At 63.4% G+C, this 21,540-nt stretch carries 20 protein-coding genes; 5 read left to right on the forward strand and 15 right to left on the reverse strand.

Features of this window, described 5'->3' with window-relative positions; all coding sequences use genetic code 11:
- Window positions 1-33: 33 nt before the first annotated feature.
- From EU803_RS00700 to puuE, 3 genes are read right to left on the reverse strand one after another with little or no spacing between them, the layout of a single operon-like run.
- Window positions 34-519, reverse strand: a complete 486-nt coding sequence (locus tag EU803_RS00700; RefSeq protein WP_129678934.1) for an ureidoglycolate lyase — start codon at window positions 517-519, stop codon at window positions 34-36.
- Window positions 516-1,337 (reverse strand): bifunctional allantoicase/(S)-ureidoglycine aminohydrolase, encoded by an 822-nt coding sequence (locus tag EU803_RS00705; protein ID WP_129678935.1) that lies wholly within the window; start codon window positions 1,335-1,337, stop codon window positions 516-518. Before EU803_RS00705 ends, EU803_RS00700 begins: the two co-directional genes overlap by 4 nt.
- Window positions 1,334-2,746 (reverse strand): allantoinase PuuE, encoded by a 1,413-nt coding sequence (puuE, locus tag EU803_RS00710; RefSeq protein WP_129678936.1) that lies wholly within the window; start codon window positions 2,744-2,746, stop codon window positions 1,334-1,336. Before puuE ends, EU803_RS00705 begins: the two co-directional genes overlap by 4 nt.
- Window positions 2,747-2,902: 156 nt before the next feature.
- On the opposite strand from puuE, the gene uraH reads away from it, so the two are divergent.
- Window positions 2,903-3,262 (forward strand): hydroxyisourate hydrolase, encoded by a 360-nt coding sequence (gene uraH / locus EU803_RS00715; RefSeq protein WP_129678937.1) that lies wholly within the window; start codon window positions 2,903-2,905, stop codon window positions 3,260-3,262.
- Here uraH and EU803_RS00720 read toward each other — a convergent pair.
- On the reverse strand, window positions 3,259-4,185 hold the full coding sequence (locus tag EU803_RS00720) for a LysR family transcriptional regulator (protein WP_129678938.1): 927 nt from the start codon (window positions 4,183-4,185) through the stop codon (window positions 3,259-3,261). The genes uraH and EU803_RS00720 overlap by 4 nt on opposite strands.
- Window positions 4,186-4,284: 99 nt before the next feature.
- Here EU803_RS00720 and EU803_RS00725 point away from each other — a divergent pair, with 99 nt between their 5' ends.
- Window positions 4,285-5,505, forward strand: coding sequence for a urate hydroxylase PuuD (locus tag EU803_RS00725; protein WP_129678939.1), 1,221 nt, complete (start codon window positions 4,285-4,287; stop codon window positions 5,503-5,505).
- A gap of 125 nt (window positions 5,506-5,630) precedes the next feature.
- Here the strand turns inward: EU803_RS00725 and EU803_RS00730 are convergent, their stop codons facing one another.
- The 8 genes from EU803_RS00730 to EU803_RS00765 all read right to left on the reverse strand — a co-directional run bounded on the left by EU803_RS00730 (window position 5,631) and on the right by EU803_RS00765 (window position 14,025).
- Window positions 5,631-6,596 (reverse strand): aldose epimerase family protein, encoded by a 966-nt coding sequence (locus EU803_RS00730; RefSeq protein WP_129678940.1) that lies wholly within the window; start codon window positions 6,594-6,596, stop codon window positions 5,631-5,633.
- Complete coding sequence (locus EU803_RS00735; RefSeq protein ID WP_129678941.1) at window positions 6,593-8,500, reverse strand: beta-galactosidase; 1,908 nt, start codon at window positions 8,498-8,500, stop codon at window positions 6,593-6,595. Before EU803_RS00735 ends, EU803_RS00730 begins: the two co-directional genes overlap by 4 nt.
- Window positions 8,501-8,514: 14 nt before the next feature.
- Entirely contained in the window at window positions 8,515-9,339 is an 825-nt protein-coding gene (locus EU803_RS00740) for an SMP-30/gluconolactonase/LRE family protein (protein WP_129678942.1), read from the reverse strand.
- Window positions 9,336-9,941, reverse strand: coding sequence for a 2-dehydro-3-deoxy-6-phosphogalactonate aldolase (locus EU803_RS00745; protein WP_129678943.1), 606 nt, complete (start codon window positions 9,939-9,941; stop codon window positions 9,336-9,338). The genes EU803_RS00740 and EU803_RS00745 overlap by 4 nt, the downstream gene beginning before the upstream one ends.
- Entirely contained in the window at window positions 9,938-10,840 is a 903-nt protein-coding gene (locus EU803_RS00750) for a 2-dehydro-3-deoxygalactonokinase (RefSeq protein ID WP_129678944.1), read from the reverse strand. Before EU803_RS00750 ends, EU803_RS00745 begins: the two co-directional genes overlap by 4 nt.
- A gap of 64 nt (window positions 10,841-10,904) precedes the next feature.
- Window positions 10,905-11,750 (reverse strand): carbohydrate ABC transporter permease, encoded by an 846-nt coding sequence (locus EU803_RS00755; protein WP_129678945.1) that lies wholly within the window; start codon window positions 11,748-11,750, stop codon window positions 10,905-10,907.
- Window positions 11,750-12,673 (reverse strand): sugar ABC transporter permease, encoded by a 924-nt coding sequence (locus EU803_RS00760; protein WP_129678946.1) that lies wholly within the window; start codon window positions 12,671-12,673, stop codon window positions 11,750-11,752. Before EU803_RS00760 ends, EU803_RS00755 begins: the two co-directional genes overlap by 1 nt.
- 116 nt (window positions 12,674-12,789) lie before the next feature.
- Complete coding sequence (locus EU803_RS00765) at window positions 12,790-14,025, reverse strand: ABC transporter substrate-binding protein (protein WP_129678947.1); 1,236 nt, start codon at window positions 14,023-14,025, stop codon at window positions 12,790-12,792.
- 152 nt (window positions 14,026-14,177) lie between these two features.
- Between EU803_RS00765 and EU803_RS00770 the strand changes: the two genes are divergently transcribed.
- Window positions 14,178-14,963, forward strand: coding sequence for an IclR family transcriptional regulator (locus EU803_RS00770; RefSeq protein WP_129678948.1), 786 nt, complete (start codon window positions 14,178-14,180; stop codon window positions 14,961-14,963).
- A gap of 11 nt (window positions 14,964-14,974) precedes the next feature.
- A complete protein-coding gene (gene ugpC / locus EU803_RS00775) occupies window positions 14,975-16,033 on the forward strand; it encodes a sn-glycerol-3-phosphate ABC transporter ATP-binding protein UgpC (RefSeq protein WP_129678949.1) in 1,059 nt (352 codons plus the stop codon).
- A 51-nt stretch (window positions 16,034-16,084) separates the two neighbouring features.
- Here the strand turns inward: ugpC and EU803_RS00780 are convergent, their stop codons facing one another.
- The 3 genes from EU803_RS00780 to EU803_RS00790 are packed head-to-tail and all read right to left on the reverse strand — an operon-like array spanning window position 16,085 to window position 20,543.
- On the reverse strand, window positions 16,085-16,957 hold the full coding sequence (locus EU803_RS00780) for a DmsC/YnfH family molybdoenzyme membrane anchor subunit (protein ID WP_129678950.1): 873 nt from the start codon (window positions 16,955-16,957) through the stop codon (window positions 16,085-16,087).
- The gene (locus tag EU803_RS00785; protein WP_129678951.1) at window positions 16,957-17,718 is read right to left on the reverse strand and encodes a 4Fe-4S dicluster domain-containing protein; all 762 of its coding nucleotides are present in this window, start codon (window positions 17,716-17,718) and stop codon (window positions 16,957-16,959) included. Before EU803_RS00785 ends, EU803_RS00780 begins: the two co-directional genes overlap by 1 nt.
- Window positions 17,715-20,543 (reverse strand): molybdopterin oxidoreductase family protein, encoded by a 2,829-nt coding sequence (locus tag EU803_RS00790; protein ID WP_129678952.1) that lies wholly within the window; start codon window positions 20,541-20,543, stop codon window positions 17,715-17,717. The genes EU803_RS00785 and EU803_RS00790 overlap by 4 nt, the downstream gene beginning before the upstream one ends.
- Before the next feature lie 144 nt (window positions 20,544-20,687).
- Between EU803_RS00790 and EU803_RS00795 the strand changes: the two genes are divergently transcribed.
- Window positions 20,688-21,539 (forward strand): phosphate acyltransferase, encoded by an 852-nt coding sequence (locus EU803_RS00795; protein ID WP_129678953.1) that lies wholly within the window; start codon window positions 20,688-20,690, stop codon window positions 21,537-21,539.
- Window position 21,540 lies beyond the last annotated feature (1 nt).

A 21,540-nucleotide genomic window follows, 5' to 3' on the forward strand; every position in this document is an offset into this window, starting at 1 on the left:
TTATTCTTGCCCTATCTTTGTTGTGGGCTTCGCCTAATTGACTACCACATATTGTGGGTCCAGCCAATATTCTTGCAAGTTCGGTGTGTCTCCGATCCTGTCAACGACCGCAAACAGCCCCGGCGCGTGCAACGGTGTCAGCACCCCGTGCCAAGTGTTGCGCAGAAAATTGATGCCCTGCCCCTCGGTGGACAGGAAGGCCCGGAAGTTGACCGGCGTGCCGCTGTCATCCTCGGCCACGATGATCAGGAAGGGATCAAGGCTCATCGGGATGAAGGCCTGGCTTCCGTCCGGGTGCCGTTCGACAAGGTCGAGCGTATAGGGCAACGCCCGCGGGATTGCCTTGAAAATGCTGATCCCGGCCCGGCCATCAGGACCGAAATCCAGCCGCGCCCGGTCATGAAACCGGCCACACATGCCCTGATTGATCAGCTTGTCCGGATCGCCCACAGCCTCGAGCACATCGCCGAAGGGGGCGAAGGCGGCAGCGGTCAGCGGTTCGATCCGAAGCGCGTTCATGGCAGGACCAGCTCTGGATGCCGGTTCACGTCTTTGTAGAGGAGATAGCGGAACGGTTCGTCCCCGGTGGCGATGCAGGCCTGCGGGCAATAGGCGCGCAGCCACATGAAATCGCCCGGCCCCACATCGACCCAATCGCGGTTCAGCAGGTATTTCGCGGTTCCCTGAAGCACATACAGCCCATGTTCCATGATATGGGTCTCGGCAAAGGGAATGCGCCCGCCCGGCTGGAACGTCACGATGTTAACATGCATGTCGTGGCGGATGTCGGAAGGGTCCACGAAACGGGTGGTGGCCCATTTGTCTGTTTCGGGCATCTTTGCCGGTGCAACGGCCGCGTCCGAGGTGAAGACAGGGTCGGGCAGGGCAAGCTCATCTGCCGGGATGAACCGTTTGCGCACCCAGTGGAATTTCAGCAGGTCCGCGCCCTTGTTGCGCAGGGTCCATGTCCGGCCCGGCGGGATATAGGCGTAGTGCCCCGCCGACAGCGTTCGCGCCGTTCCGTCCAGCGTCAGAACCATCTGCCCATCGGCCACGAAGATCCCGGCCTCGGCCCCTGCATCGGGTTCGGGGCGGTCACTGCCGCCGCCGGGGGCAACCTCGACGGCGTATTGGGCAAAGGTTTCGGCGAAACCGGTCAAAGGGCGCGCGATGATCCACGCGCGGGTCCCGTCCCAGCCCGGCAGCAGGCTGGTGACGATGTCCCGCATCGTGTCGGCGGGAATGAAGGCATAGGCCTCGGTGAAGATGGCCCCGGCAGCGGCCGGATCCTTTGACTGATCGGGCAGGCCGCCCGGAGGAAAGGCATAGGTCGTCACGGCAAGAGATCCTTCAGACGAAATTCGGCAATCCGTTCAACCTGGCGGCAGGCCTCGGCGAATTCGGTGTCCCGGTCATTGCCGATGCGCCGTTCAAAGGCTTCGAGGATCGAAGCCTTGTTGTGGTCGCGGACGGCGATGATGAAAGGGAACCCGTGCTTGGCCACATAGGCCGTGTTCATCGCGGTAAAGGTTGCCCGTTCTTCGTCGGTCAGGGCGTCCAATCCGGCGCTGGCCTGTTCATGCGTGGATTCCGCGGTCAGCCGCTTTGCCTGCGCCAGTTTCCCGGCAAGGTCCGGGTGGGCCGTCAGCACGCCAAGCCGTTCTTCGTCCGTGGCGCTGCGGAACATCCGGCAGAGCGCGTTGTGCAGACCTGCGGCGCGGTCGTGGGCCGGCCCAAGTTCAAGGTCGAAGGCGCGGTCGGCGATCCATGGGCTGTGTTCGAAAATGCCACCGTAGGTCGCGACGAACGTATCACGGTCCATCTGGCTGGGCCGGGCATAGCGTTTGTGCGGGTGGGTTTCGGCCCAATGCCGGGCAATGTCGATCCGCCGGGGGAACCAGACACCATCGTGGCCCCGCGCGTAGTCAAGGAAGCGGCGCAGGCCCGCGATCTTGCCCGGGCGGCCGATCAGGCGGCAATGCAGGCCGACAGACATCATCTTGGCCCGGCCTTCATTGCCTTCGCGGTACAACTCGTCAAAGGCGTCCTTCAGATATTGGAAGAACTGTTCGCCTTCGATGTAGCCCGGCGCGGTGGCGAACCGCATGTCGTTGGCTTCCAGCGTGTAGGGAATGACCAGTTGGTCCCGGTCGCCCACTTCCAGCCAGTAGGGCAGATCGTCGTCATAGGTGTCGCTGATCCAGTCAAACCCCGCCTCGGCGGTCAGCCGCACGGTGTTTTCCGAACAGCGGCCCGTGTACCAGCCGGTGGGGCGGCTGCCTGTCACCTCGGTGTGCAGGCGGATCGCTTCGGCGATCTGGGCGCGCTCCTCGGCCTCGGGCATGTCCTTGTGTTCGACCCATTTCAGGCCGTGGCTGGCAATCTCCCAACCGGCGGACTTCATCGCGGCCACCTGTTCGGGGCTGCGGGCCAGTGCGGTTGCGACGCCATAGATGGTGACGGGCACATCCATCGACGTGAACAGGCGATGCAGGCGCCAGAACCCGGCGCGGGCGCCGTATTCGTAGATCGATTCCATGTTCCAGTGCCGCTTGCCCGGCCATTGGGCCGCGCCCGGAATATCGGACAGGAACGCTTCGGATGCCGCATCGCCATGCAGGACGCAGTTTTCGCCACCCTCTTCGTAGTTCAGGACAAGGCTGACCGCGATCTTTGCCCCACCCGGCCAGGCCGCATCGGGTGCATCCGGGCCATGGCCGATCATGTTGCGGGGGTAGCGTTGCATGCCTGTATCCTGATTGGTCGCGCGATTGTCCGTTTGTGATACCGCAGATCATCGGAAGAATTTTCAAGAAATGCAGGAAGGTGCTATATCGCTCAGACTATGGGCGCTGGCGGCAGGCCTGGGTCATAAGTGCCACTGAAACCAGCGGAGTGTAAAATGGCTGACGGATATCTGACGACCCATGTCCTGGACACGGCCCTTGGCCTTCCTGCCAAAGGGATGAAGATTGATCTGTACCGGATCGAGGACGGCAATTGGGTCCATCTGGTGACCAAACACACCAATGAGGACGGGCGGACCGACGGGCCGATCCTGCCGGTGGATGACTTCAAGACCGGCCGCTACGAGTTGCTGTTCTATGTCGGGGACTATCTGCGCAAGACCGGGATGCCGGGGGACGAGCCGCGCTTTCTGGACGAGGTGCCGATCCGGTTCGGCATTTCCGACGCCTCGTCGCATTACCATGTGCCGCTTCTGGTCTCGCCCTATAGTTTCTCGACCTATCGGGGCAGCTAAAGCGACAGGCCGTCGACAGCGGCGGCCATTTCCGCGCGCATCCGCGCCGTGATGAAATCGGTGAACAGGCGGATCTTCGGGTCGCGCAGGCGACGGTGTTGGGTCAGGCACACCAGCTGGGTGGCGGTGGGCGGTGTCGCCGTTGCCACCGGCACAAGCCGCCCGTCGCGCAGGTAATCAGCGACTTCGAAGATCGGTTTCATGACGATCCCGCGCCCGTCCAGCGCCCAGCCGGTCAGAACATCGCCATCGTCCGATTCAAACGGGCCGGTGATATTGAAACGCTCGGGGCCGGTCGGGGTCTGAAGCATCCAGCGAAACTCGGTCGCGCCCGGAAAGCGCAGGTTCAGGCAATCGTGCCTGTCCTTGACGATCGCCTCGCCATCGACCGGATTGCCGCGCCGGTCAATGTAGGAGGGCGCGGCGCAGAGGATGCGGGGGCAATCCGCCACAAGCCGGACCTTGAGGGTCGAATCCTCGAGCCGGCCGATGTGGAACGCCATATCCAGCCCTTCAGCGACCACGTCGATCTTGCGATCCGACAGGCGCAGGCGCAGGTCGATCTGCGGGTATTCATCCTTGAAGGCGGGAATATGTGGCGCGATGAACCGGCGCCCGACCCCCAGCGGCGCGGCGACAAAGACGGTGCCACGCGGGTTTTCGGCGGTTTGGGCCACGGCCGATTCCGCCTCTTCGATCGCCTCCAGCACCTTGCGGGCGCCATCGTAGAAGATGCGCCCGTTCTCGGTGGGTTGCAGGCTGCGTGTGGTGCGGTTGAACAGGCGCAGGCCCAGATGCTTTTCCAGTTCTGCGATCCGGGCCGAGGCCACGGCGGGCGATGTGCGCTGGTCGCGCGCGGCCGCGCTCATGCTGCCAAGTTCATAGACCCGGACGAACATGCGGATATTGCTGACATAGGCCATTCTTCGGTTCGCCTTGAAAGTGTTCCCCGATTACGCGGATTAACAAACAAATGACGACTGCTATAGCCTCTGTCAAAGGAATTGAGGGGAGGGACACCCATGTATGATGCCGTGTTGTTGATGGAATGGGCCGAGTTCGCGGTGCGCTGGTTGCATGTCATCACCGCGATCGCCTGGATCGGGTCGTCATTCTACTTTATCGCGCTCGATCTTGGCCTGCACCGGGACCGGAACCTTGAAAGCGGGGCGGACGGGGAAGAATGGCAGGTGCATGGCGGCGGCTTCTACCACATCCAGAAATATCTGGTTGCGCCCGCGAACATGCCCGACGGCCTCGTCTGGTTCAAATGGGAGAGCTATTCGACATGGCTGTCCGGCTTTGCCCTGTTGTTCCTGGTCTATTACCTGGGTGGAGAATTGTTCCTGATCGACCCCGAGGTGCTGGATATTCCCGTCTGGCAAGGGGCGGCGATTTCGGTGGCCTCGCTGGCCTTCGGCTGGATCGTCTATAACCAGCTGTGCAAGACCTTCGTGAACGCCAACCAGACGGTCCTGATGGTGGCCCTGTTCGTGGTGCTGGTGGGGATGGCGCTGTTCTATACCAATGTCTTCTCGGGCCGCGCCGCGCTGTTGCACCTTGGGGCCTTCACCGCGACGATCATGTCCGCGAATGTGTTTTTCATCATCATGCCGAACCAGCGGGTCGTCGTGGCCGACCTTCAGGCGGGCCGCAAGCCCGACCCGAAATACGGCAAGATCGCCAAGCAACGGTCGACCCATAACAACTATCTGACGCTGCCGGTTATCTTCCTGATGCTGTCGAACCACTATCCGCTGGCCTTCGCGACGGAATGGAACTGGCTGATCGCAAGCCTCGTCTTCCTGATGGGCGTCACCATCCGCCACTACTTCAACACCATGCACGCCCGCGCAGGGAACCCGCACTGGACCTGGGGTGCGACCGTGATCCTGTTCATCGTGATCGCCTGGCTGTCGTCGCAACCCGCCTACCACTACGAGGAAGAGGCAGCGATGACCCGGGCGGGCGAGCGTCATGCCGCGGCCGAGGGGTTCGAGGAGGTCACGGGGATCGTCATGGGCCGCTGTTCCATGTGCCACGCGGCAGAGCCGGTGTTCGGGTCGCTGATGTGGCCGCCCAAGGGTGTGATGCTGGAGACCGAGGTGCAGATCGCCGAACAGGCCCGCGAGATTTATCTGCAATCCGGCGTCACCCACGCCATGCCCCCGGCGAACCTGTCCTATATGGAACCCGCCGAACGGGCCGCCATCGTGGCCTGGTTCAAGGCTGCGGAAAGCTGATCCAAAGGCGCGGCTGCCGCCGCACGTCTTTTCAGAAATCGGCGCCGCAACGCGCCGTCCGGGTCTTGGCCCTGAATGGTCCCGTCGGATGCCTCCGGCGGGAGTATTTTTTGCAAAATAAGAGATCAGGCCGAAAAATGGAACTGGCTGGTCTGACGGTAGGTTTGCCCCGGGTTCAGGGTGATCTTCGGGAACTGCCGGTTGTTCGGTGCATCCGGCCAATGCTGCGGTTCGATTGCCAGCCCGGCGTAGGCAGCGAACCCCTGATCGTCGGTGTTGCGCCCATCGAAAATCTGGATGCCAGGCGCGGTGGTGGACAGTGTCATTTGCCGCCCGCTTGGCCCCGTCAGCCAGAGCACGTCGCGGATCGGCTGGTCTGTGTCCGCGGTGCAGAAGTTATGGTCGATCGCCGGGGCGCCGCGTTGCAACACGGGTCCATCCCGCAGGTCAAAGCCGGTGCCGGTGACATCGATCACGTCACCGGTCGGCAAGGTCAGATCATCGATCGGCAGGTAATGATCCGCCGCGATCCGAAGCCGGTGCCCGTCCCAGCTGTCGGTGCCGTCGAGGTTCCAGTATCCGTGGTGCGCCACGTTCATAAGTCCCGGCTCGTCGGTTGTGGCGGTGACGTCAAGCGTCAGCGCGCCTTTGGTGTCGAGGTCATAGCGGACGGTCAGGATCTGGTTTCCGGGGAACCCGCCATCCCCGTCTGGCAGGAGCACCCGCAGGGTCACGTGGGAGGCGCTTTGGTCGACGATGTCCCAGACCTTCCGGTGGCTGCCCGATGCGCCGGAATGCAGCGTTGTCTGGCCGTTTTCGTTCGCTTCGAACCGGTGTTCCATCCCGCCGATCCGCGCCTTTGCGCCGCCGATCCGGTTGCCCACCGGGGCGATGACCGCGCCGTAGTAGTCCATGATCGTTTCATAGTCGCGCAGGCGGTCGGACCCGAGCGTGACGGAATGGCCGAACCCCGCAGGCCGCAGGTCGCGCAGGATTGCCCCCAGGGTCAGGATGCGGGCCTGCATTCCGTGCGCGTCGAGCGTGATTTCGTGCACGGCCCGCCCGTCCGAGAGATGTCCGAAGACGGTCATGTCAGCGGCTCCCAATACACTCCGGCGGGGGGGATTGTGGTGTCGGTCCAGCGGCGGGGTTCGGCGGAATAGTTGAACAGGAACCGGTGGGTCGAGGTGGTGCGCATCCGCAGCCCTTCAGGCAGGTCAGTGGTTTCAATTCCGGCGTTGGCGCAGAGATCGGCCGCGATCCGTTTGAATGCGGCATGATCGGGCCAGCCCGCAAGGTAATGCAAGGCGCCGGACCGGACCAAGGCGGGGCGGCCGTCGGTCGTTGTGCCGATGACATCCGCCGAGGTGTCGAGGTGTTCGAACCAGCGGATGAAATTGCCCCCATCGGCAAGTGGCACGGGGGCAGAGGGCGGCAGGCTTTCGGCAAGGGTCACGGTTGCCTCCAGCCCGGGAAGGGCAGGGGGCAGGGGCACCGGGATCGAAAGTTCATCTGACTTGGAATTGCTGCGCGGCCCGATCAGGGCCTGCCCGTCGAACCGTGCCAGCGCCGATTTCAACGGGTCGGACAGATGCGCAAGGCCTGGGATCAGGACCATCGCATAGGCCGACAGGTCGGCGGCATGGGGCGGCAGGATGTCGACATTCACCCCAAGGGACCGAACCGCCCGATAGGCGGAAAGCACCAGTTCGAAATAGTCGAAGTCGCGCCCTTGGGGCTGCACCTTCCACGCCCAGTCGCTTTCGTAGTCGAAGACGATCGCGACCGGGCTGTGCCCGGCTTCTGCCGCCTCTGGCATCGCCGCCAGTTCCCTGGCCACCTGCGCGGCTTCGGCATGGGCCGGGGCAGGGGCGCTGTCGGGCCGCAACAGCCCTGCGTGCATCTGTTCCTGTGCAAACGGCGCTTGCCGCCACCGGAAATAGCTGACGCATTCTGCACCATGGGCAAAGGCCTCCCACGTCCAGAGCCGGACCATGCCGGGCAGGGGCGCGGGGTTCCACGGGGCCCAGTTCACCGGGCCGGGCTGCTGTTCCATGACCCACCAGCGACCCCGCCCGACGGCGCGGTAGAGGTCATGATGGAAGGCCTGATTGTCCGGGTCCCCCTGCCGCAGATAGGCCCGCCGGTGGTCGTCGTTCACGTCCAGCCGATCCGACAGGAACCCGATCGGGTAGCTGTCCCAACTTGCGATATCCAGATCCGCCCCCACCTTCCAATGGTCAAAGGTCGTGACCTTGCCCATGTAATTATGGGCGATGGGCGCGTTGGAATGCTTGCGGATCTCTTCGACCTGGATCCGGTTGTATTCGGCGACCATGTCGGACGAGTAGCGCCGAAAGGCCAGCTGGTGCGGATGATTCGGTTCGGTCACGGTCAGGTTGGGCAGGTCGATCTGGTCGAAGTCATCGTATTCCATCGACCAGAACACGTTGCCCCAGGCCCGGTTCAGCGCATCAGGCGACTGATAGCGCTGGGCCAGCCAGTCGCGGAACCCGTGCAGGGCCGCATCAGAGTAGGACAGGGTTGTGTCGTGGCAATCGTATTCGTTATCGGTCTGCCATGCGGCGACATGGGGGTTGCGGCCATAGCGTTCCGCCAGAAGGCGCACGATCCGGCGGCTTTCGTCGCGGTATCCCTGATGGCTGAAACAGTAGTGGCGGCGCGATCCGAATTTTCGCGGCCGTCCGTTCGCGTCGACGGCCAGCATGTCGGGGTGTTTGTCGATCATCCAGCGGGGCGGGGTGGCGGTGGGTGTGCCCAGAACCACCTTCAGGCCCGCCGCGCCAAGGGTAGCGATGGCCCGGTCCAGCCAGTCAAAATGCAGATCGCCGGGCTTCGGTTCCAGCCGAGACCACGCGAATTCGCCGATCCGGACCCATGTGATCCCGACATCGGCCATGCGGGCGGCGTCTTCGGCCCAGATGTCTTCGGGCCAATGTTCGGGGTAGTAGCAGACGCCCAACGTGCGCTTCATTTGTGCGGGTCCGTTCAAAGGGTGACTTTGTGTTCGGCCTGTCCGGGGCCATGCCCCGTTGCGGCATAGGTGCGGCCCTCGGCATCGCCGTTCAGCCCCTCGGCGGCGGTGGTGCAGAACAGCGTGGTCAGGTCGTCACCGCCAAAGGCCGGGCAAGAGGTTTGCAACCCGTCAAAGCCGACGGCCTTTTGGAACCTCCCCGTGGGGTCGTAGCAGGCCACCCGCGATGCCCCCCATTGGGCGTTCCACAGGTTGCCCGCCGCGTCCACGACCGCGCCGTCGGGGTTCAGGCGCTCGCGGGTCAGGTCGATATGCACTTCGGGCGTGCCTTTGGGCCAGCCGTCGGCGTCCAGTGCAACCCGCATGATCTGCCGCGTGGGCGTGTCGGTGAAATAGGCGGTGGCGCCATCGGGCGCGAAACAGATCGCGTTCGAAATGGTGATATCGGGGAAAAGCCGGCGCAATTCGCCCCGGTAGTAACGCCAGATCGCCCCGGCGCCCCGTTCGGCCTTGATCCCCATAGTCCCGATCCAGAACCCGCCCTGCGGGTCGGCCCGCCCGTCGTTTGACCGGGTCACCGGGTTGTCGGCCTCCAGCGGGCACAGGCTGCGTTCGGTCTCGCCGGTTTCGACGTTGAACAGGAACAGGTCCCGCGCCGAGGCGACCATCAACCGGTCCCGGTCCACCCATCCGGCGGCAGAGACATAGGTGTCGAACTGCCAGTGCTGACCCTTGCGATGCAGGCGCTTGCCAAGGATATCGAACCAGAACAGTTCCTTCCGTTCGGGATGCCAAAGCGGGCCTTCGCCGAGCGTGCAGTTTGTGGCGTCGTAGATCATCCCCGGGCCTCGTCATAGGCGGCGACGATATCGCGGGCGCGGGCGGCGATATCGGCTGTGGACATGCCGGGTTTGTAAAGTGCCGATCCGATGCCAAAGCCGTCTGCGCTAGCCGCGAACCACTGGGCAAAGTTGTCCGGGCCCGCCCCGCCAACGGCATAGACAGGCACGCCCGCAGGCAGGACCGCCCGGATCGCCCGTAGTCCATCCGGCCCCAGCAGGTTGCCGGGAAACAGCTTCAGCCCGTCCGCCCCGGCCTTCAGCGCGGCAAAGCATTCCGTCGGGGTCATGACCCCCGGCCAGCTTTCCATGCCGGCGGTCTTGGTGGCGACGATGACCCGCTGGTCGCAGTTGGGCGACACGATCAACCGGCCCCCGGCCTGCGCCACGCGGCCTACATCATCGGTAGACAGGACCGTCCCGGCCCCGATCAGCGCGTCCTGCCCGTGGGTCGCGGCCATGGCGCGGATGCTGTCGAAAGGGTCGGGTGAATTCAGCGGCACCTCGATCTTGGTGATGCCTGCATCAGTCAGGCAGGCGGCGGCATCGGCAGCCTCGGACGGGGTAATGCCGCGCAGGATCGCGATCAGGTTTCGGGTCATGCGGCGGATCCTTTCAACGTGCGGTACATCCGGATCAAGCCGGCAAGGGTAACGTTTTCGACGCTGGTCTGGCTGGCCGAGACACCCTGACGCGACAGCGCGTTTTGATAAAGCGCGCCGAGCTGTCCGTCGCCGACAATCGCAACATTCTGGCCGAGCCAATAGGGTCGTGCGGCAATCAGCTCGGCCCCGATCAAGAGCCCGGACAGATGCGCGCGCGCGGCGGCGGCGGGCAAGCCGGTCAACAGCCCCTCGGCCCGAAGCGAGAACAGGCGCGCGGCGATCCGTTCGGGCCGCTCCATCCCGGCCGTCAGACCGGCGTCGAAGGCGGCGCTGTCCCAGTCATCCGACTGCACGGAATGGCGCAACACCGTGTGGCCGCCGATCGCGGAAAACAGATCGCCGGTCATGAAGGTCTGAAAGCTGACCAGTTCGCCCGCGCTGACATGGGCCCATTTGGTATGGGTGCCGGGCAGGCAGATGACTCCATCGAAGTCGGGGTTCAGGGCAAGATATCCCGCGATCTGGGTTTCCTCGCCGCGCATGACATCGGCGGGGGTGGTCTGGCTGATCCCCGGAATGACATGGACGGTCAGACCGTCGGTCGTCATCGGCGCAATCACCGGGGTCGCCTGACCCGGCGTGCAAGGCACGGACACATAGGGCGCTTCGACCCAGCCTTGCCGGGACCCCACCATGCCGCAGGCCACCGCAAGATCCGCGCTTTCGGTCCAATCGCCCGCGAGACGCAACAGCGCCGGTTCAAACTGGTCCCGCGCCAGCGTTCCCATCCCGTCTGTCGACTCGCGCCGGTCCAGCACGGTATCGCCCGACATGGCCCATATCCGAAGGTTGGTGGTTCCCCAGTCGATGGCGATCCAGTCGGGACGGGCGGTCATGGTCGTTTCCTTTGGGTCTTGGCCGACATGCATGCCGGGTCTTGGGCAATTTCTGTTACAGGGCCTATTTCACCGCGCCAAGGGTCAGGCCAGCAATGAAATGTTTCTGCATCAGGAAGAACATCAAAACAGGCGGTAGCGCCGCGATGATCGACCCGGCAGAGACAAGGTGCCATTGCGCGATCCACTGACCGTTGAGCGAAGACAGCCCGGCCGTCACAGGTTGGGTCGAGGCCGAGGTCGTCAGTACCGTGGCCCAGAAGAAATCGTTCCAGATGAAGGTGAAGACCAGCACAGCCAGCGCCGCAATCGCGGGCCGCATCAGCGGCAGCACGATGTACCAGAAGATCTTCCATTCGGCGACGCCCTCAACCCGCGCAGCCTCGATCAACTCGCGCGGCAGGGCGGCGATGAAGTTGCGCATGAACAGGGTGCAGAACCCGGTCTGGAACGCGATATGGAAGAGGGCCAGCCCGCCCGTCGTGTTGTAAAGCCCAAGGCCATAGGTCAGGTCGCGTACCGGCACCATGAGGATCTGGAAGGGCACGAAATTGCCAGCGACGAACATGAAGAACACCAAAAGGTTTGCCCGGAACCTGTAAATCCCCAGCGCAAAACCCGTCATCGTCGACAGGATCAGCGTCCCGATCACCGTGGGGATCGTCACCTTGAAGGAATTGAAGATGTACTGGCCGATGGGCGAATTGGTGAAGATCTCAAGATAGTTGCCCCATGCGATGTCCGAGGGCATCCCGAAATAGTTTCCCATTGCCAGGTCAGACGCCGGGCGCAGCGATGTCACCGCCACCCCGAGAAGCGGGAACAGCCAGAGGAACAGCGCGATGGGAAGCGCGGTCTTGTAGAGCGCGCGGGCAGGGGCCGAGGCCTGCTGGATCGGACGCGGAAACATCAGTTGCCCTCCCGTTCGTCGCGGACCATCTTCCAGATGAAGCCCGAGATGAAGACCATCATTATCGCGAACAGAACCACGGCGATGGCCGCGCCATATCCCATCCGATAGCCGTATTCGGACAGCGCCTGTTCATACATGTAATAGGACAGCACGCGGGTGGACCCGAACGGCCCGCCGTTGGTCATGATCGACACGAGGTCGAAGCTGCGCAATGCGCCGATTACGGTCACGACCACGGCAATGAAGGTCGCGGGCCGCAGCTGCGGCAGAACCACATACCACAGCATCTTCAACCCTTTGGCGCCGTCCAGCCGGGCGGCCTCGATCTGGTCCGGGGCGACGTTGTTCAGCCCGGTCAAATACAGGATCATGCAATAGGCGATCTGCGGCCAAAGCCCTGCGGCGATGATCCCGTAGGTCGCAAGGTGCGGGTCGGCCAGAACGGCGATGCCCTTGCCGGTGAAAAACTCGATCACCTTGTAGAAAAGCCCGAAATTCGGCGCGTAGAACCAGGCAAACATCAGGCCGACCACGACCTGGCTGATCACGAAGGGAAAGAAGAACAGGGATTTGTAGATCCGAATGCCCATCACGGTCTGGTTCAGGAAGATCGCGATGAACAGCCCGGCGGGCACGGCCAGCATATACATCAGCAGCCAGATGACATTGTTGCGCAGCGAGGTCTTGAATGCCCGGTCGCTGAACAGCTCTTGATAGTTGGCCAGACCAAGCCAGACTTTTTCGCCCAGCCCGTCATATTCGAAGAACGACAGCCGGAAGCTCGAGAAGATCGGCCAGATCACATAGATGATGAACATCAGCAGACCGGGGGCAAGGAACAGCCACGGCGTGATCCGCTGCTGGTTCTGACGCCACCACGATCGGGTCTGGGTTTCCTGCTGGGTCGAGGTCATGGACATCGCGCCCTCCTGTCATGCCGAGCTGCCGGAAGTCTGTCATAAGGGACAGGCCCGCGATACCGCGGGCGGGGTGGGCAGGACCGGGTTGGTCCTGCCCGCTGTCGAATGTCAGGCGATCAGTTGTAGATGCGCTGACGGGCCTGTTCGAGGCGTTCAAGGATATCGTCAAGGTTCTCGGGGAGAACCATGAATTCCTGGAAGCCTTCCATGCCGATCTTGGCCATTTCCGCCGGGGCGTCGCGGTCGAAGAACTGCGCGATCCCGCCTTCGGTGGACGACAACAGCTCGAACCCGGCCTGAATGAACGGGTCGTCACCCACGGTCGATCCCGAGTTGATCGGCAGCTGGCCGATTGCGGCGTTCAGCTTGGTCTGCGCGTCGGCCGAGGCGATGAAGGCCAGGAAGGTCTTGGCGTCTTCAACGTTGGTGGCACCAGCCGGGATATGGATGGTGTCGGTCGGCGCTTCCTCGGCGCGGGCCACATCGGGGTTGATCGTCGGGAAGGGCATGAAACCAAGGTTGTCGTTGGTCATCCCGCCTTCCTTGAACACGCCCACGGCAAAGTTGCCCATGACGTAGTTCGCGGCCTTGCCCTGCACCAGAAGCGCCGCGGCATCCTGCCAATCCAGCGCCGCGTGGTTTTCGGTGATGTAGGGCTGGATCTGCGCCCAGTTGGCAAAGGTGTCGCGCACCCCTTGATCGGTCCACGCCACTTCGCCCGAGGTCAGGGCCATGTGGTATTCATAGCCGTTGGTCCGCAGGTTCATGTAGTCGAAGATGCCGGCCCCCGGCCACAGGGCGGATGTCCCGGTGGTCAGGCAGTCGATGCCGGCGGCATCGAAGGCTTCGCAGTTGGCGACGAATTCTTCCCAGGTCGACGGCACGTCCACACCAGCAGCGGCATAGGCGTCTTTGTTATAGTAGATGCCCCACTGATAGTAGGTATAGGGGATGCCCCACTGCTTGCCGTCGATGGTCATCGACGCCGCAGCGGACCCGAGCGAATCGTACAGGCCATTCTCGGCCCAGACATCCGACACATCCATGAACTGACCGGAGTTGACGAAGGGGGCCATCCGGTTCCCGGCATACCAGTTGGCCAGATCCGGCGCGTCGGTGGTCAGGAAGTTGCGGATCGCGGTCTTGTATCCTTCGTGGTCGAAGTTCTGCAGAACCACATCGATATCCGGGTTTGCCGCTTCAAATTCCGCGATGAGCTCTTCCATCGCGGCAAGCGGGATCGGGTCATAGTCGGCGTAATAGGTCAGCGTGCGCTGCTGAGCCATGGCACTGGTGCTGGCCAACAGGCCAACGGCAAGCGCGGCCATCGCGCTTTTCTTCAGGTGCAACATTGGTGTCCTCCCTTAGTCGCAGTCAAAACTTTTTGTTCCACATATTGAAACTTGGTTTTGAATATTGAAATCATAACCGCGACTCGCCTATGCTTGTCAACAGGCCAGTCCTGCGGAAATAAGGAATCCGTTGACTGGCAGGGAGGAAGACGATGGCTGCATCCGCAGACGGAACAGTGGGCAAGGCACTGGATGTGCTTGATCAGGTTGCCGAATATGGCCGCCCGGTCCGCTTTGGCGAATTGCTCGAGGCGTCAGAATTCCCCAAGGCGACGCTGTACCGGCTTCTTCAGACGCTCGTGAATCAGCGGATGCTGCGCTATGATTCCGACCGGCAAACCTATGCGCCGGGGGTGCGGCTGGTCCGTCTGGCTCATGCCGCGTGGTCGCAATACTCCATCGCGCCACTGGCCCGCCCCTACATCGACAGGCTAAGCGCGCAACTGGGCGAGACGGTGCACCTTGCACAACTCGACGGGGGGCAGGTCCTGTATGTGGACAAACGGAACGCCCGCCAGCCGGTCGAGATGTTCAGTCAGGCGGGGAAGATCGGGCCAGCCTATTGCACCGGGGTGGGCAAGGCGATGCTGGCCTTCCTCGATCCGCAGGAACTGGATCGCGTCATCACCCAGCAGGCGTTCCACCGCTATACGGATACAACGATTACCTCGGCGGAAGATCTGCGCGGCGAACTCGCCGCGATCCGCCGCCAAGGCTACAGCCTTGACCGGGAAGAACATGAACGGGGGATCATCTGCGTCGCCCTTCCCATCCTCTCGGGGTCCGGTCGGGTGATCGGTGGCCTGTCCGTCACCGGCCCGACCAGCAGAAAGACCATCGACGATCTTGTCGGGTTGGTGCCGCTGATCCGCGACACCGCCCAAAGCATTGCCGGGGAGGCGCAGGATTGGCGCTTTCCCGAACAAGCAGCACAGTGAAAGGAAAGCCCATGTCCGGCGTCCAGCTTGGAAACGTGATCAAGAAATACGGCGAAACCCAGGTGATCCACGGGATCGACCTTGATATCGCGGATGGCGAGTTCTGCGTTTTCGTCGGGCCGTCGGGTTGCGGGAAATCCACCCTCCTGCGGATGGTCGCGGGGTTGGAGGAAACGACCTCTGGCCAGATCCAGATCGGTGCGCGCGACGTGACCCGCCTTGATCCGTCCGAGCGCGGCGTGGCGATGGTGTTTCAGACCTACGCGCTATACCCGCATATGACGGTCGAAGAGAACATGGGCTTTGGGCTGAAGATGAACGGCCACCCCAAGGCGGAGATCAAGGAAAAGGTGACCGAGGCGAGCCGCATCCTGCGCCTTGACGAGTATCTGAAGCGCAAGCCTGCCGCCTTGTCCGGCGGTCAGCGGCAGCGGGTGTCGATCGGGCGGGCTATCGTGCGCGGGCCCGAGGTCTTCCTGTTCGATGAACCCCTGTCGAACCTCGATGCTGAACTCCGCGTCGAAATGCGGGTCGAGATTGCGCGGCTGCACAAGGAAATTGGCGCGACGATGATCTACGTCACCCACGATCAGGTGGAAGCGATGACGCTGGCCGACAAGATCGTGGTGTTGCGCCTTGGCCGGATCGAACAGGTCGGCAAACCGATGGATCTGTATCGTGACCCCGACAATAAATTCGTTGCGGGCTTCATCGGCAGCCCGGCGATGAACTTCCTGTCCGGCACCGTGAAGGCGGGCGTGGTCGAGGTTCCGGGCGCGGGCGGCTCTATCGATTGCGTGGCAAAGGATGCAGCGGAGGGGCAGGCCGTGGCCTTCGGCATCCGCCCCGAACACCTGTCCATCGACCACGGCGGCATAACCCATACCGTCGATCTGACCGAACGGCTGGGCGGCGTATCCTATGCCTATCTGGTGGCGGAAACCGGCGAACGCCTGATCGTTGAAATGCGCGGCGAGGAAGAGGTCGAGGAAGGCGCCAAGGTCGGACTGACCATCGACCCGGCCAAGACTTATCTGTTCGACGCGAAGACCGAGGCGCGCATTCGCTAGGCCTGCCCCGAAAATGAAGAACGGCGGCCCCTTGGGCCGCCGTTTTCGATTCTATTGTCGTCCGTAGTAAAGGCCGACCACATGTTCGGCCTCTGCAAAGAACAGCCAGCGCGAGGCCAGGATGCCCGCCACATGGGCGACCACGGCAAGCCCCGCGTAGATATGTGAGAAGGGCAGCATCAACAGCAGGATCGGCAGACCGTATCCCAGTAGCAGCGACAGAAGCCGCAGCTTCATGCTGTGCCGCCGGCCGACCACATGGACGAATTCGCGCAGCAGGTAGTTGGTGCCGGTATGGGGCGGCTCGAACGCCTTGACCCGTCCCAGCGTGCCGAGCCCCGTCGCCGTGCCGATATCGGTGCCACGCCCCCGGAACCGCCCGTCGCCCGTCATCCATGCGATGATCTGGACGGTGGCGGCCACGGACAGAAGCGGCAGGGCAAACCGCACCTGTCCCGCCAGGAGTGCCCCGCCACCAAGTGACAGCGACAGGAACAGCGCAGGCGTGGACCAATGGTTCCAGCGTGGCACGGTCTTCAGCTGGGTATAGATCATCGAGGTGGTGGCCACGGTCAGCAGGCTGAGCGCCGCGCCGATGAGGCCAAGCGGCACGGTGGCCTGCCCCCAGAACACCAGCCCCGCGCCATAGACGACCATGACAAGCAGCGCCGCGACACTGACCCATGCCTCGCGGCTGAGCCAACTGGTTTTCCATTGGCTGAAGGCCTTGATCGCGCGTTCCGGGTGGCCAAGGTGGAAGGTCGAGGCAAGAAGCCCGCCCACCGCCATCAGGTAGGCAATGGCGAAGAATGTGAAAGCGACCCAGCCGGTCGGGCCGGGCATACCGATCCCAAGCCAGAACAGCAGGCCAAAGCCGAGCCCCGAAAAGGTTGTGAAGAGGATGACAGAGGGTGCGGGATGCATCAGTTCGATCCTCCAGGAATTGCCGACAGCGCCTTGTCGAGCCAGGCGACAAAGCCTTTGGATTCCTCGGCCACGGGGGCAAGGTAGGGGGCAAGGATGTCAATGTCCTGCGCCGCGTCGCGCGGGCGGGGCGGCAGGTATTTGTTGACGGGCTTGGTGCCCAGTTCCGGCATCAGGTCCATCCCGCCGCGGTCGGCGGTCAGGCGTGACACTTTGCTGTCGGGGTCGGCGAAATCCCCGAAATGGCGGGCACCAGCCGGGCAGGTGCGCACACAGGCGGGTTCGCGGTCAATCTCGGGCAGGTTCTCGTTATAGATCCGGTCGACACACAGGGTGCATTTCTTCATCACCCCTTCGGCGGCGTCCAGTTCGCGCGCGCCATAGGGGCAGGCCCAGGCACAGAGGCCGCAACCGATGCAGTCCTGTTCATTGACCAGAACGATCCCATCCTCGGTCCGCTTGTAGCTGGCCCCGGTGGGGCAGACGGTGACGCAGGGCGCGTCTTCGCAATGCAGACAGGACTTGGGGAAATGGATCAGCTTGGCCGTGCCCTCGGCGGGTTGCACCTCGTAGCTGTGCACCCGGTTGAGGAAGGTGCCAGACGGTGCCTCGCCATAGGCGTCCTGATCGGACAGGGGTGCGCCGTAGTTTTCCGTGTTCCAGCCCTTGCAGGACACGACGCAGGCATGACAGCCGACGCAGGTATCAAGGTCGATGACAAGGCCCAGCTTGCGGGCGGTGGTCTTGGGAAGTTCGGTCATTCGCCCACCTTCCATGTCAGGTTGGCCGGGGCGGCGGGCACAGGGCTGCCGATTTCTGGGTGGTGCGGCTGGGTCGCGCCGGGTTTCGCGGCCTTTTCGATCTTAACCCGAAGGTCGAACCATGCCGCCTGCCCGGTGATCGGGTCTGAATTGGCCCAACGCATCCCGTCTTCCTTGGCCGGCAGAAGTTCGTGGATCAGATGGTTCAGCAGGAAGCCCTTGGTCGCCTCGGGCGTGTTGCCTTTCAGCGCCCAGGCCCCCTTGCGCTTGCCAATCGCGTTCCAGGTCCAGACGGTGTTGTCGTTCAGCGCGGCCATTTCCACGACCGGCACCACGATCTCGCCGTGGGTCGAGGAGACGCGGGCCCAATCGCCCGGCTTGAACCCGGTCTCGCGCCAGATCTTGGTGGGCACATAAAGCGGGTTCATCCCGTGGATCTGCCGCAGCCATGCGTTCTGGCTGCCCCAGCTGTGATACATGGCCATGGGCCGTTGGGTCAGAGCGTGGACCGGGAATTCGCCGGTGTCGATGTGGCTGTCCTCGATCGGGGCATACCAGATTGGCAGCGGGTCCATCGTGGCGATGATCCGGTCCCGCAGGTGGTCGGGCGGCTGGATGCGGCCCTCGCCCTCGGCGGCCAATTGGAACCGGCGCAGCGGTTCGGCGTAAAGCTGGAAAATGTAGGGCTGAGGGCTGTCGTAAAAGCCCATCTGCACCGCCCAGTTCTGATAGGCGCGGTTGAAGGGTTTGTAATAGGCCGCCCCCTCGGGGACATGTTCAACCCAGAACCCGCCATTGGCGATATAGCTGTCGATCTGGGCGGCGTTCGGGTCGCCGCGCCCGTGTTGGGTGCCCTTGTCGCCCATGCGCCAACCGGCCAGCGGCCCGATGCCGGGGCGGCGGATGTGGTTGGTGATGTAATCGGCGTAGTCGGCGTATTTCTGGCTGCCATCCTCGTTCACGAACCCGGGCAGGCCCAGCCGCGCGCCCAGATCGCATAGCGCCGACTGGAACCCCTTCACGTTGCGGTCCGGTTCGATCACCGGCCAGCGGATCGCGTCGGCCACCGCGTCCGCCTCGCAGATCGGGCGGTCCAGCAGGCTGATGCAATCGTGCCGTTCCAGATAGGTCGTGTCCGGCAGGATCAGGTCGGCATAGGCCACCATTTCGGACGAATAGGCATCGGAATAGATGATATGCGGGATCAAATAGTCGCCGTTGTCGTCCACGTCGGTCAGCATCTTCATGGTGCCCGAGGTGTTCATCGACGAATTCCACGACATGTTCGCCATATACATGAACAGCGTGTCGATCCTGTAAGGGTCGCCCGCATGCGCGTTCGAGATGACCATATGCATCAGCCCATGCGCCGACATCGGGTTTTCCCAGGAAAACGCCTTGTCGATGCGGGCGGGGGTGCCATCGTCCTTCAAGCACAGGTCTTCGGGGCCGTGCACGAACCCAAGGTGCGGACCGTTCAGCGGCGCGCCGGGGGTCACCTTGCAATGAGGTTTGGGATGGGCGGTTGCCGGTTTGGGGTAGGGCGGTTTGAACCGCATTCCGCCGGGGGTTTCTACCGCCCCGATCAGGATTTGCAGGGTATGCAGCGCCCGGCAGGTCTGGAACCCGTTGGAATGGGCGGAAATCCCACGCATGGCGTGGAACGACACCGGGCGGCCGACCATGGACTTGTGGGTCTTGCCGCGGAAATCGGTCCATTCCCGGTCCAGCACGACGGGGGCGTCAAAGGCGGTCTTCGCGATTTCGGCCGCCAGTTGCCGGATGCGGGCGGCGGGAATGCCGGTTGCCTCGGCTACCGCCTCTGGCGCGTAGTCGTCGGACAGGTAGCGGTCGGCCATATGGTGCAGGACCGGGCGGTGGGTCACACCCTTCTGGCGCAGGGTGGCGGTCAGGTCCGGCTCGACCCCGTCGCCATCCCAGCGGGCGGGTTTGCCGCTGCGCCGGTCGATGACCATAGGGTTGCCCTCCTCGTCGCGCAGAAGCAGCCCCTGTTGCGGGCTGGCCGGGTCTTCGTTCACAAGGCAGGGGGCGTTGGTGAACTGCGCAAGATAGTCGAGGTCGATCTTCCCCGCTTTCATCAGACAATGGATCAGCGACAGGATCAGCAACCCGTCGGTGCCCGGCGTGATCCCGTACCAATCGTCGGCGACGGCATTATAGCCGGTGCGGATCGGGTTGACGCCGATCACCTTGTCGCCACGGCCCTTGACCTTGCCGATGCCCATCTTGATGGGGTTGCTGTCATGGTCCTCAGCCACGCCGAACAGGATGAACAGCTTGGTATGGTCCCAGTCGGGTTGGCCAAACTCCCAGAAGGCGCCGCCCATCGTGTAGATGCCTGCCGTGGCCATGTTGACGGAACAGAACCCGCCGTGGGCCGCGTAATTCGGCGTGCCAAAGGACTGCGCCCAGAGGCTGGTGAAGCTTTGCGACTGGTCACGGCCGGTGAAGAACGCCAGCTTCTCCGGCGCGGTTTCGCGGATCGGGCGCAGCCAGCTTTCGGCGATGTCATAGGCCTCGTCCCAGCTGATCTCCTCAAACTGGCCGGACCCGCGCGGGCCGACCCGCTTCAACGGGGCCCGCAGGCGCGACGGCGCGTTGACCTGCATGATCCCCGCGCTGCCCTTGGCGCACAGCACGCCCTTGTTCACCGGATGGTCGCGGTTGCCTTCGATATAGGCGACCTTGCCCGCTTTCATGTGCACGTTGATCCCGCAACGGCAGGCGCACATGTAGCAGGTCGTCTTGCGCACCTCGTCCGAAACCTTGGGCGAGGTATCAAGATGGGGTTGCCGGTGGGTCATGTCATTGGCCTTCTTGCGGTGTGCATCATTCGTGTATCAATCCCGGTTCGATCCGACCAGACATTTGGCCGATTTTCGGGTTGCTCTTTGCCGGTGGGGTGCGTTCCATGCGGGGAACCGTGACGCAGGACCGGGAGGAGCGGGATGGATATTCTGGAGCGGCTGGAGGCAGAGGCGCAGGCGCGCCCGCGCAGGATCGTCTTTCCTGAAACCGATGATCCGCGAATCCGCGAGACCATGGCCGAACTGGAACGGCGCGGTTTGTGCCAGCCGGTCCCTCTTGCCCCGCAGTCCGACGCGCAGCGTGCCGCCCTGATCGACGGGCGCGGGGTCAAACCCGCATTGGCCGATCGGATGCTGTCCAAGCCGCTGATCCGCGCGGCGGCTATGGTCGCGGCGGGCGAGGCGGATGCGATGATCGCCGGGGTGACCAACCCAACCCGCCGGGTGATCGAGGCGGCGGGATTGGGCATCGGACTGGCGGAGGGGATCGCGCAGCCATCGTCCTTTTTCCTGATGCGGTTTCCCGGTGGGCGAGACATGATCTGGTCCGATTGCGCGGTCACGGTTGACCCGGACGCAGCGGCGCTGACCGGGATCGCGCAGGCCTCTGCCCGGTCGGCCCGGGCGCTTTTGGGCGACGCGCGGGTGGCGCTTTTGTCGTTTTCCACCGGCACCAGCGGAACCGGCGACAGCGTGGACAAGGTCCGCGCAGCGGCAGAGGCGACGGGGTTCAACGGGCCGGTGCAGGCCGATGCGGCACTGAACGCCGGGATCGCGGCCAAGAAGGGAGTGCCCTTCGACGACCCGAATGTGCTGATCTTCCCATCGCTCGATGCCGCCAATATTTCATACAAGCTGGCGCAGGAACTGGCGGGCGCACAGGCACTTGGCCCATTTCTGCAAGGGTTCCGGCGGCCCGTCTGTGACTTGTCCCGTGGGGCAAGCGTGGATGACATCGTCAAATCGACGGTCGTCATTTCGGCGCTGGCATAGG

The organism is Loktanella sp. IMCC34160, assembly GCF_004145845.1.
Classification (GTDB): domain Bacteria; phylum Pseudomonadota; class Alphaproteobacteria; order Rhodobacterales; family Rhodobacteraceae; genus SELP01.